General features: G+C 48.8%; 13 protein-coding genes. 9 read left to right on the plus strand and 4 right to left on the minus strand.

What is annotated here, in order from left to right; translation table 11 throughout:
- Positions 1-41 precede the first annotated feature (41 nt).
- The 6 genes from GQS10_RS17900 (at position 42) to GQS10_RS23850 (ending at position 5,476) form a co-directional block, all read left to right on the plus strand.
- A complete protein-coding gene (locus GQS10_RS17900; RefSeq protein WP_243735246.1) occupies positions 42-1,796 on the plus strand; it encodes an ABC transporter permease in 1,755 nt (584 codons plus the stop codon).
- Positions 1,786-2,868, plus strand: coding sequence for an ABC transporter ATP-binding protein (locus GQS10_RS17905; RefSeq protein ID WP_166244705.1), 1,083 nt, complete (start codon positions 1,786-1,788; stop codon positions 2,866-2,868). The genes GQS10_RS17900 and GQS10_RS17905 overlap by 11 nt, the downstream gene beginning before the upstream one ends.
- 131 nt (positions 2,869-2,999) lie before the next feature.
- Positions 3,000-3,296, plus strand: a complete 297-nt coding sequence (locus tag GQS10_RS17910) for an ArsR/SmtB family transcription factor (protein WP_166244766.1) — start codon at positions 3,000-3,002, stop codon at positions 3,294-3,296.
- A gap of 21 nt (positions 3,297-3,317) precedes the next feature.
- Positions 3,318-4,610, plus strand: a complete 1,293-nt coding sequence (locus tag GQS10_RS17915; protein WP_166244707.1) for an arsenic transporter — start codon at positions 3,318-3,320, stop codon at positions 4,608-4,610.
- Positions 4,611-4,629: 19 nt separating this feature from the next.
- The gene (arsC, locus tag GQS10_RS17920) at positions 4,630-5,052 is read left to right on the plus strand and encodes an arsenate reductase (thioredoxin) (protein WP_166244708.1); all 423 of its coding nucleotides are present in this window, start codon (positions 4,630-4,632) and stop codon (positions 5,050-5,052) included.
- A 169-nt stretch (positions 5,053-5,221) separates the two neighbouring features.
- A complete protein-coding gene (locus tag GQS10_RS23850) occupies positions 5,222-5,476 on the plus strand; it encodes a four-helix bundle copper-binding protein (protein WP_481850126.1) in 255 nt (84 codons plus the stop codon).
- Here GQS10_RS23850 and GQS10_RS17925 read toward each other — a convergent pair.
- The 4 genes from GQS10_RS17925 to GQS10_RS17940 all read right to left on the minus strand — a co-directional run bounded on the left by GQS10_RS17925 (position 5,414) and on the right by GQS10_RS17940 (position 9,573).
- Entirely contained in the window at positions 5,414-5,668 is a 255-nt protein-coding gene (locus GQS10_RS17925) for a hypothetical protein (protein WP_166244710.1), read from the minus strand. The genes GQS10_RS23850 and GQS10_RS17925 overlap by 63 nt on opposite strands.
- 68 nt (positions 5,669-5,736) lie before the next feature.
- Complete coding sequence (locus GQS10_RS17930; protein ID WP_166244712.1) at positions 5,737-6,975, minus strand: Ger(x)C family spore germination protein; 1,239 nt, start codon at positions 6,973-6,975, stop codon at positions 5,737-5,739.
- Positions 6,972-8,063 (minus strand): GerAB/ArcD/ProY family transporter, encoded by a 1,092-nt coding sequence (locus GQS10_RS17935; RefSeq protein WP_166244714.1) that lies wholly within the window; start codon positions 8,061-8,063, stop codon positions 6,972-6,974. The genes GQS10_RS17930 and GQS10_RS17935 overlap by 4 nt, the downstream gene beginning before the upstream one ends.
- A 16-nt stretch (positions 8,064-8,079) precedes the next feature.
- Positions 8,080-9,573 carry a spore germination protein gene (locus GQS10_RS17940; protein WP_166244723.1) on the minus strand — a complete coding sequence of 498 codons (1,494 nt, stop codon included), beginning with the start codon at positions 9,571-9,573 and terminating at the stop codon, positions 8,080-8,082.
- A 166-nt stretch (positions 9,574-9,739) separates the two neighbouring features.
- Between GQS10_RS17940 and GQS10_RS17945 the strand changes: the two genes are divergently transcribed.
- The 3 genes from GQS10_RS17945 to GQS10_RS17955 all read left to right on the plus strand — a co-directional run bounded on the left by GQS10_RS17945 (position 9,740) and on the right by GQS10_RS17955 (position 11,442).
- Positions 9,740-10,162, plus strand: a complete 423-nt coding sequence (locus GQS10_RS17945; protein ID WP_166244726.1) for an Rrf2 family transcriptional regulator — start codon at positions 9,740-9,742, stop codon at positions 10,160-10,162.
- Positions 10,163-10,354: 192 nt separating this feature from the next.
- Entirely contained in the window at positions 10,355-11,029 is a 675-nt protein-coding gene (locus GQS10_RS17950) for an NAD(P)H-dependent oxidoreductase (RefSeq protein ID WP_166244728.1), read from the plus strand.
- 155 nt (positions 11,030-11,184) lie between these two features.
- On the plus strand, positions 11,185-11,442 hold the full coding sequence (locus GQS10_RS17955) for a YqkE family protein (protein WP_166244743.1): 258 nt from the start codon (positions 11,185-11,187) through the stop codon (positions 11,440-11,442).
- Positions 11,443-11,736: the final 294 nt, after the last annotated feature.

Consider the following 11,736-nt stretch of genomic DNA (forward strand, 5'->3'; position numbering starts at 1 on the left):
CTTAGTTAGGACGCGTATAGACGACGATGAAGCAATCCAATATGAATCTCCAAAGGAACGAGGTTCAAAGAAAAGGGGCGGGGGCGTTCTCCCGCGCCCTTTCTTTATCCTCCGGCCATCCGCTGAACAAAGTGCTGCTGGGAATTGCAGGGCTTTCTATTGCAGCACTGTTTCTCGTTCCGATTTTTAAATTAATGGTTATGAGCTTTCAAACGGAAGCGGGGCTTGGACTAAAGCATTACGCCGATTTACTGCGGGAGCCGCGAACGTGGAGGACGCTGCTATCTACGGTATGGATTGTAGCCGGTTCTACCCTTGTTTCGCTGCTGCTTGGTATTGGGGCAGCATGGTTGATGGCATACAGCGATATGAAGCGGAAATCATGGCTGCATTTGGTTGTGCTGCTCTCGTTCATTCTTCCTTCTTATGTGGTTACACTCGCTTGGACATCATTTATGGGCTCGCAGGGACCGGTTGCGTCGATTCTGCGATTGTTTTCGGAAGAGGCGATGCCCTGGAGCATGTACAGCTATGGCGGCATTATATTTGTTATGGGAATCCATCACTTCCCATTAGTGTATTTGCTCACGGTCGGCGTGCTGCGCCGCATTCCCCGCGAGCTGGAATGGGCGAGCCGGGCGAGCGGAGCATCCCGCTGGGCGACCTTTCGCGAGGTGACGCTGCCGCTTGCGCTGCCGGGAATTGCGGCGGGAGGGCTGCTTGCCTTCCTGGCCAGCCTCGATAATTTCGGGATTCCCGCGTTTCTAGGAATCCCGGCTAACATTACAGTGCTCAGCACGTTCATTTACGAGCAGATCGTCGGCTTCGGGCCTTCGGCGTTTGCCCGAAGCTCGGCGCTCTCTGTGGTGCTCGGCATCATCGCCATCGGCGGAACCTTCGTGCAGTGGCTGCTTGTCCGCAGGTCGAAGGCTTCGGAAACGGCCGCCGAGGATATGGCGCCGCGTTTCACGCTCGGAAAGCGAGCGAAGCTTTATACGTCGGCCGTATGGGGGTTTTTAGCGGTTATCACGTTTTTGCCGCTGGTGTCTATGGTCATGACTTCGTTAAAGCGGGCGTACGGCCTTCCGTTTTCTTACAGCAATATGACCTTGGAGCATTATCGCTTCGTGCTGCTGGACAACATGAAAGCGAAGCAGGCTATCGCCAACAGTCTGACTTTATCGCTGGTAACCGTCGTGATCTGCTTGGCGGCCGGAACTTTGTTTGCGTATTACCGGTTAAAGCGTCCCGGGGCGGCTTCGCGTTTTCTTGAGCTTGCCATCAGCTTGCCCTACGCGCTGCCGGGTATCGTCTTTAGCCTCGCCATGATTTTAACTTGGATTGAGCCGATTCCGGGCTGGAATCCGGGAATCTATGGCAGTATGAGCATTTTGTTTATCGCCTATGTAATCCGGTTCATGATTTTGCAGGTACGCAGCAGTATGTCTGCTTTTATGCAGGTGGACCGTTCGGTTGAGGAGGCTTCAAGGATAAGCGGCGCCGGACGCCTCACCACTTGGCGCCGGATCCTCATTCCGTTGACGCTGCCGGGTTTAGCTGCAGGTGCAGTACTGGTCTTTCTAACTGCGCTTACAGAATTAACGGTCTCGTCCTTGCTTTGGTCTTCCGGCACGGAGACGATCGGGGTCGTTATTTTCAATTTTGAGCAGGCCGGCAACACGACACATTCCGCAGCGCTCTCCAGTGTAATCGTTGGTATGATTTTGCTGGGACTGATTATTTTTGAGCGGATTGAACAGGCGGCAAAGAAAAGAGAGGGACGTCATGAGCACTGAAATGATCCAAGTGACGAAGCGGTATGACGCAGTTGAAGTCTTGAAAGGAATTCAGCTGACGATTGAAGAGGGACAATTTGTTGCGATTTTGGGTCCGTCAGGTTGCGGAAAAACAACACTTCTCCGCTTGCTGGCCGGCTTTGACGAACCGACAAGCGGAGAAATCCGAATTGGCGGAATAACGGTTGGAAAGGCGGGACAGCTTGTTCCGCCGGAACAAAGACATATCGGTATGGTGTTTCAATCGTTTGCACTTTGGCCGCATTTGTGCGTGGGCGAGCATGTGCGTTATCCGCTTCGCCATCAGCGCAAACGGATGGCCGCCGGCGGAGGCTCCGGCGCTTCCGATCAGCAGCGCATTGCGGAAGTGCTGGAGATGGTCGGACTCGCCCATTTGGAAAATCGAATGCCGCATGAGCTGTCGGGCGGTCAAAAGCAGCGCGTCGCCTTTGCCCGCGCAGTAGCCGCCGAGCCATCGCTGCTGCTTATGGATGAGCCGCTGTCGAGCCTTGACGCCATGCTGCGTCACGACATGCGCCGCGAGATCCAGAACCTGCATCGACTAAGCGGAGCATCGATCGTTTATGTTACACATGATCAATCCGAAGCGATGGCGATGGCCGATCAGGTCGTCGTCATGAACAACGGAAGGATCGAGCAGGTTGGTACTCCACGGGACGTCTATTTAACACCCGCCACAGAATTTGTAGCTCAGTTTGTCGGTAAAGCGAATATGGTGGAGGGCCAGTGGGAGGGTTCGCTCTTTCGGCCAAAAGCGGTGGACGGAGCACAGCCCGTATGGTATGGAGGCGACGTTTCGCCGCTGCTGAGAGAGAAGGGGCTGTTCCCCGCGAGGCCCGATCAGCTGCGGATAAGCAGGCTGGACGAGATGGAACCTGGAGCTGACGGTCTGCGAGGACGCATCGTAAACGTTCAGTATCAAGGAAAAGAAATTCATTATACCGTGGAAATGAGCAGCAGCCACTGGGTTGTGCACGCAGGATTAGACGAAGTGTACCATCACGGGGATGAAATTGTTATTAACGTAAAGCAGGCCACCCCAAAGCAGTAAGCTTCGGGGTGTTTTACTTCTTGACATATAATCAAATAATTATATGATAATATCATTCAGTATGAATATTGTGGAGAACGGAGGAGAAAGGCATCGAAGAAAATCAAGCAAAGGGAGAGAAGCTTGCCGACATGTCGGAGCAGTATAAGATGCTTGGCGATAAGTCGAGGCTTACCATTTTGGCAAGCCTTAAGGTCAGGGAGCTGTGCGTGTACGATTTAGTGGACATTCTGGGCATATCACAGCCGGGTGTCAGCCAGCATTTGCGAAAATTAAAGGCAGCCGGCCTCGTTACAGAAACACGCAAAGGCCAATGGGTTTATTATTCGTTGACATTAGAAGATAAACCGCATATTAAAGCCGCCTTGGAATTTGCGCCGTCCATGCAGCAGCAGGTGGAGCAGCTGAAAAATGATTGTTGTCAATAAGAGAAGCATGAAGGAGGATGTATGGCTGCATTAGCCGCGGCGATTTTTATCGTCACATTAACGTTTGTAATTTGGCAGCCGAAAGGGCTGGGCATCGGTTACTCCGCGATGGGCGGGGCCTTGCTTGCGCTGCTTTTCGGCGTAGTATCTTGGGGGGATGTGTGGACCGTAACCGGAATCGTTTGGAATGCAACGATTGCGTTCGTCGGCATTATTCTCATCTCGTTAATTTTGGACGAGGTCGGTTTCTTTGAGTGGTCTGCACTGCATATGGCCAGACTTGCCAAGGGCAGCGGAGTCCTTATGTTTGTTTATGTGATTCTCCTCGGAGCTGCTGTATCGGCTTTATTTGCAAATGACGGGGCCGCCCTTATTTTAACGCCAATTGTCTTGGCCATGGTGCGCGCCCTGCGTTTTGAAGAACAAATGGTGCTGCCCTTTATTATGGCGAGCGGTTTTATCGCAGACACCACCTCGCTGCCCTTTGTCATTAGCAATCTTGTAAACATCGTATCTGCGGACTATTTCGGCATTGGGTTTGCCGAGTACGCAAGCCGGATGCTCGTACCGAATTTATTTTCCTTATTGGCAAGCTTAGCGGTTCTTTATTTGTTCTTTAGAAAAAAGATTCCGGTGCGATACGATGATCGCAAGGTCCGCGAACCGAAAGAAGCGATCAAGGATATGCGGCTGTTCCGTCTGTCGTGGGTAATTTTAGCCCTATTGCTCGCTGCTTATTTTACAAGTGAGTGGCTGTCGCTGCCTATTTCTTTAATCGCCGGTCTAGCTGCGATTATCTTTGTGGTTGCTGCGAAAGCAACCGGTGTCATCGATACAAAGCGTGTCATTCAGGATGCTCCATGGGCAGTCGTCGTGTTTTCCATTGGCATGTACGTGGTCGTTTATGGTCTGCGCAACGCGGGCTTGACGGATGTGCTGGGCGATCTGATCCGCGAGGTGTCGGGGGGAGGATTATACGCCGCAACGATGGGCATGGGCTTTATCGCTGCGCTGCTGTCGTCCGTTATGAACAATATGCCCACCGTGATGATCGATGCGCTGGCGATCGATGCGAGCGGGATTCAAGGCGTTACCAAAGAGGCTTTGATATACGCTAATGTAATCGGTTCTGATTTGGGTCCGAAAATTACTCCGATCGGCTCGCTGGCTACCCTGCTATGGCTTCATGTTCTGGTAAAGAAAGGCGTGAAGATCGGCTGGGGGTACTATTTTAAAATGGGAATTGTATTAACGGTTCCTACACTGATCATTACATTAACAGGACTTTATGTATGGTTAACGATCATTTCATAACAAAAGGAGAGCTTCTTCCATGGAAAAAAAGCTTGTTTATTTTCTTTGTACAGGGAACTCTTGCCGGAGCCAGATTGCCGACGGGTTTCTGAAAAAATTTGGCGGGGACCGGTACGAAGTCCGGAGCGCCGGTCTTGAGGCTCATGGACTGAACCCGCGGGCGGTGCAAATCATGAAGGAAGCGGGAGTTGATATTTCCGGCCATACTTCCGATGTGATTGATCCGGAGCTGCTGAATCGTGCGGACTATGTCATTACCCTTTGCGGACATGCCGATGAGCACTGTCCTGCCGTTATCAATCCGAAGGCAATCAAGTGGCATTGGGGCTTTGACGATCCGGCGAAGGCGACCGGTACGGAGGAAGAAATTAGTGCAAAGTTCCGTGAGGTTCGAGATTCCATTCGCTCACGCATCGAACGGTTTGTAGAAACTGGAAAATAATTTAGGTACTGGCATTATTGCGGTGATCTAGGCGTATGCTGGGGTGATCATACTTATTTCGGGAGGAATCCGAGTGCCCCATATGTATTACACTCCAAAGACGGCTATGGAGCCGAGCTTGCTGCAAACCGTCAATGATTGCGCCGCTACTTGTGAACAAATGATCACCATGCTGCTTTCTTACCCTGACGTTCAGGCACGCACGACACAAATCCAATTGCTTCGTGATTGCGCTTCTATCTGTGCTGAAACAGCGTGCTTCCTATCCCGCAACAGTGGATTTGCCAAAATGATCGCAGGGGTATGCGCCTACATTTGTGAAATGTGCGGCAGAGAGTGCGCGCGCTTCCGGGATCAGCACTCACAGCACTGCAGCCAAGTTTGCCTGCATTGCGCGCAAGAATGCCGGGCGTTTGCGGCATAAACAAAACGAAACGATGCATCGATGGCCGGCCTTCTCTTGAAGGCCGGTTTTGTCATTCCCCTGATTCCAGCTAAAACCATCAATGGCGATCATTTCGCTAAATACAGCCAAATCGGCAGCAGAAGAATGCAGCCCGCCAGCATGATGATGGAAGCGCCTGCGAGCCTCGATTCTTGTTTCCAAACGGACCATCCATGCTTAACGGTGTAAAGAAATAGGACAACGTAGCCAAGCAAATAGAAGAGTGACATTGGTCCTTATCAATCCTTTATCTTTGCAGGATTAAGCGGGTGAAGCTGCTTGCCAAACCGCTGTAAAGTAACATCATAAGAGATCGTTACATGAGCAGAGCTGTATTTTTCCATCCAATCAAATTGCTTGTACTGCTGTAGGGTCCAAAACTGCCGGCGCGCCTCCAGCGACCAATGATAGGGCTCGCCTTGAAATTCCTTTTGGCTGCGGCGCACATAGCCTTCCGCTTTCTTTTCCAACTGTGTTTCGATATGCTCTTTCAGCAGCTTTTGCTTACTAAAATCGGTTACGTAATTTTCAAAGCTGGGGATCGAGATGATCTCCATTACGACAGGCACCTCTGCTTTGATTTCCATCGGCTCACTATTTACGTTAATTCGAACCTTGGTCGGGTCCTGTTTTAGCAATCGGGCGGACACGAGAAAGTCCGGATGCAGCGGGTCACTGTAGGTGACAAACATTTGCTCCACCTTCGAGTTCGGCTGCAGCAGCATAGCGGCTCGAGTTTCCTCACCGGTCATCGTTCCGACCATTTTACCCTCTTTAATCACAGCGGAGCCAATCGCCTGCACCGGGTTAGGCTGCTTCATCTGGACCTCGCCTGCTATATATTCATCCTCTTGGCGAGGCTTCTTAGGATCGGTTTTCGTTGTGGCATAAATAGCCAGGTAAAGCTCTGCGTCGGCCTGTGTATAGGTATAGAAATTGCTTAGGGTCGAAATGGGAACAAGTCCTGTTTGTCTCCACCGTTTTTGCATTAAGTCATAAAATTTATGCGGCCTCGTCTCCAATGCGGGGTTCACGCCTCTTATAAACTCGGATGCCTTTTCTTTTGAAATGATCAGGACCATCTCTCTGCGAATTTGCCGATCGCGTATGACTGATTTCATAATATTTAAGAAATGATCACTGGAAGCCAGCTCTTCGCTGATCACAAGAACCTTAGTATGTGAAAAGGTAATGTTGCGAGCAACCGAAATATTTGCAAGATCTCGCGCGGTTAACACATCCGGAGCAGGCAGGGATACAATTTCCGATGCGGGCTCTCCTTCAGCCTGAGCTTTATCCGAGGAGCCGACCTGGGGATTCCCGATTTGATAAGTAACAAGCACCGTTCCGTTCTTTCCTTTGTCAATTCCGATGGACATTGCAAAAGCCTGCTCTTCCATCTGAGCTTGATCGTAGCAGCCGCTTACGATCGCGGATAACGCAAGGAAAACGGTGGCCATCGCTCGTATTCTTTTCACGGGCTCGTCCCCCTTCTTAATAGGCTAAGAATCCATAAAAGTGGAGGAAGCATGATTAAAAAGAATGAGCTTACATCGAGAAGAGTGCTTCTTCCAATGAATATGGCTTGGACATAATTTTCCGGAACTAAACCGATTGCGACCACTAGGCCAGCTATAGGAGCCAAGAGCGGCTTGTACTTATGGACTCCAATCATTTGAGAAAAGATGATCGTTGTAATAAATAGATATACGGCGAAATGAACAATCGAGGCAACGACCCAAAAAATAAGGAAAAAAGCTTCCGTGTTTGTGAAAAACTCGCCGATTTTGACAAACCTCGTTATTTCCTGATAATGAAATGCGATCAATTCCACTCCCGGTGTATCAAACACCATAATGTAAACGGCTAAAAATAACGCAAGTGCTCCAATGGAAAAAAGAAAACTGATGTAGCTTGAAATCTTAAAATCCCGGTAATTCCTTACAAACGGAAATAATACCGCCACGTATAGGATATCTCCGAAGAGGGAGCTTTTCATGATACCTTCTTTGAGCAGCACGGGGATACCCGGTCCTGCCAGTGGAAACAAGTATTTCCATTCCAGCTCGTCCACTAAAGAAAAAATCAATACGAATGTAGTTAACAAAATATATGGAATTGTAATATAAGCGGTACGGCTAATTCCTTCGATTCCGGTTACAGCAACGTAGCAGCTGAAGCCGATAATAAGGACGTATATTAAAATGAGCGGCGTGGTCGGATAAAATAACGTGCCCATGATGTCTGCGTAGCTTCGGCTGTTAAATGCGGTAGCGATAAGAGAAACGATAAACAAGGCGGCGCTAATCAAGAATCCGCAGTATTTACCGGTCAACTGATAGATGATGTCGATCAGCCCTTTATCCTTGTGCTTTTTTACGAGCTGGAGTAAGCATAAGAGAGGGAGCAGCATGACAGCCCCGTTTATAAGCGGTATGGTCCATGCTGCATTTTTCCCCTCTTGAAACAAGAGTGCCGGGGTTGTATCGGAAAATTTGATTCCCATCATCATTATAATGACCGTCGTACATTCACGAATGCCGATTTTGCCGTCGCTCAGCTTCATAAACAGCAAGGTCCTCCTATGGTTTCTTTTTCCTAAACGGGTCCTTAGGATGGGTAGACATCGACCGAATCCAGTGACGCCAAACCTGAGGTCGTGCGATTAAGTCCTTGGAGGAGCGCTCGTGCGGCGCTAGCGGTGACAGGAAAGGAACACCGAATGATTTGATTGTGCTCATATAGGCGATGGCTGCTGTTAAAAAGAGTGTAATTCCGAAAAAACCCATTAGTGCTGCGAATCCTAGAAAAATGAAACGGGTAATGCGAATAAGAAAGCTAAAGCTGATGTTTGGGATCGCGAAGGAAGAAAGTCCGGTCAATGCAACTACGATAACAAGAATCGGGCTAATGATATTGGCGTCTACAGCTGCTTGTCCTAGGATTAAGGCGCCGACGATGCCGATCGTCGGACCAATCGGGGTGGGTACACGTACTCCCGCCTCCCGGAGAAGCTCGAACGAAAGCTCCATGAAGAAAACCTCTATAATTGCCGGAAACGGAACCTTTTCTCTTGTAGCCGCAATCGCCAAGAGCAGGTCGGTAGGCAGCATTTCAATGTGATAGTTTGTCACAGCCACATAGATGGACGGTGTCAGCATCGCAACAAAGAAGGCGACTAAACGGATAAAGCGTATAAAATTACCGAAAGCCCATCGTTCATACATATCCTCTGCGGTATGAAAGAACGACCAGAAGGTCACGGGTGCAACTAAGCAGGCTGGGGAGCTGTCCATGATCAGCACGACATGCCCTTCAAGCAAGAAGGAGGCTGCCCGATCCGGGCGTTCCGTCCAAAGTACAGTCGGAATAAGCGAATAGGGCCGATCCTCAATATGCTGCTCCAGGATGGATAAAGACTGGATGCTATCCGCTTGGATTTGCCGAATTCGACCCTTGACCTTCTCCACAATTTTATCGTCCGCCAAATCTTTTATATACAATACGGATACTTGGGTCATTGACCGATCGCCGATGTTCACGTATTCGGTGACAAGACTGGCATCGCGCAGCTGTTTGCGGATTAAGGAACGGTTTACGGTGCCGGATTCAATAAATCCCTCTTGGGGACCTTTCAGTACGTTTTCATTAATTGGCTTTTCCACGGCTCGATGCTCGAAGCCTGTAGTTTCGATATAGAGCGCCTCCGGCGTGCCCTCGATCAAAAGCAGCGTGTTTCCTTTAATAATTTGATCAACCGCCTGCTCCGAATCGGTGATCCTATGTACAGAAGCCGCAGTAAGAAGCTTGGTTTTCAGCATCGTTAATGAATCGGAACGTTCATGATGCTTTATAGTGGAAGCATCCAGCAGCGGCCTAATCACTTGCTTTTCAAGCTGTTTAGTGTCCGCCATTCCGATCAAATATAGAGCAGATGCCTGGATACCTAAAGCAGGAATATGAAAATTCCTTACTACAAAGTCCTGATTTAAGGGATGATGAAACGCGGAGGCGATGCTGTCCACATTGGCCTGCAGCACATTTGTGAATTGCTTAACGGTTGATGCAGATTCCACCTTCGATCCTCCTTTGTCTTATATTGGCTTAATTTGACTCGTGGGGAGCATTTCTATTCCGTACCCGTCGTGGTACAAAATGAGGTTTTTATTCAGTGACGAGGTTGACTTCATTAACTGTATAGAATAAAATTACAGTAACCTTGCCGAGAGGATACTGAACGCAGTGAACAGTGAATTTATAATTGCAGTCCATAGCCTCGTTTTTCTGACTTATATTCCTGGTCAAATGGCTACCAGCGAAACGATTGCCGAAAATGTCTGCACGCATCCCGCACGGATCCGGAAAGTAATGAGCTGCTTACGGAAGAACGGATTTGTCAAAACCAAAGAAGGAATTGGCGGCGGCTATATTTTGGATTGCAATCCGGACGAAGTGACCTTAGGGCAAGTATACCGGGCTGTGTCATGCGGTACCCTAAAGCCCGGCTGGTGCTCGGGGGATTCCGAACAGGCTTGTATGATTTCATCCAACATAAAACATGTGATGGATGAAGTATTTCTAGATGCAGAGACGCAGTTGGAGACGTATTTAAATGGACATACCGTCAGCTCGATTTTGCAGCGGATTAAGCATTGCAAAGAATAGTGAAATGCGAAACGCTTCGTGACTTCTTTAAAAAAGCGGCTCAGCTTGGTTAATATCACAAGGGAGCAGCTTTTTCTATGGTCAAACTGTTACATTTTCAGTAACACTTAGTCGTTTTCTTACTCTTAAGCGGCTAAATGGCCCTAGGAGGTAAAGATATATATTAATTTTTTGATAAAGGAGTAGTGGAAAATGGATAAAGAGGCAACAAAACAAGCGATTTTGGAGGCATTTCATTTTCGCCATGCCACCAAAGAGTTTGATCCCACGAAGAAAATTTCAGACGATGATTTTCGTTTTATATTAGAAACAGCTAGGTTATCCCCAAGCTCTATTGGATTAGAGCCTTGGAAATTCGTTGTTGTGCAAAACCCCGAGCTGCGAGAAAAGCTGCGTGAAGTGAGTTGGGGTGCTAGAGGCCAGCTGCCGACGGCTAGCCACTATGTTGTGATCCTTGCCCGCACGATTAAAGATACGAAGTATAACACCGAATATTTGGCGAATCATATGAAGACCGTTAAAAAATGGCCGGACGAGATTTTCGAGGGTGCGCTGCAGCGTTACAAGACGTTCATGGAGGACGATTTGAACCTTCTTGAGAATGACCGGACGATGTTCGATTGGGCGGTGAAGCAGACTTACATCGCTCTCGGCAATATGATGACCGCCGCAGCGCAAATCGGTATCGATTCGTGTCCGATTGAAGGCTTCCAGTATAAAGAGGTTCACCGGGTTCTCGAAGAAGAGGGACTGCTTGAAGACGGACATCTTGCTCCGGCTGTAATGGTAGCCTTCGGTTACCGATCCAAAGAGCCTCGCCCGAAAACACGTAAGGAATACGAAGATGTTGTGCAATGGATCTTATAATTAAGGTTGAAGCCGGCCGGGAAGAGGTACGATCTCTTCTCGGCTTTTCCGGCTTTTGACGTGGCATTTATCTGGGCAGGTATTTTAGGCTGGGGGTACAGTTGTAGGAAAAAGAACGTTGGCTTGTTATAATAAGCGGATGAGGTGATAGAAGAATGGCTAAAAAGAAAGTGAGACAGCAGCCCGCAGCGGAACAGCAGCCAAAACCAACAACACTTAAAGATTTGCTGCGTCCGGATGTTCTCCAAAAGCTGAAGTCACAGGCGGATGACATAAAGGAGCGGGAAGCTCGCGAGAAAGAACAAAAGCGGCTTGAAGCGGAGAAAAAGCGGAAAGAAGAGCAAAAGCGTCTCGACAATGACTTTGAATATCTTCTAAACAATTCTTCAAACGATTGGCGGAAGTTTAAGTAGGCGTTTGAGTGCGTGATTCAGGCATGAGCTTTTGTGCGAATACGGCGGTTCAAAGCGGTGCATACTTAACGGCAAGTAAAATGAGCAAGGAACTTGGACTGGAAAAATGTATGCGTTGCTTGGATTCGGGGGCCGTGTTATTATAGCTTTCCGCCGCCAAGACGGCGAATCAAACCGGCCTCATTGATTGGAGGCCAAGCAGTTCATGATTGAATGAATTGCTTCTTGGAAAAAAATGCTGTTGCATTGCATGAGTAAATTTGATATATTGTAATTCCGGCCGCGAAACGGCGG

Source organism: Paenibacillus turpanensis (assembly GCF_011421635.1).
Classification (GTDB): Bacteria; Bacillota; Bacilli; order Paenibacillales; family YIM-B00363; genus Paenibacillus_AK; species Paenibacillus_AK turpanensis.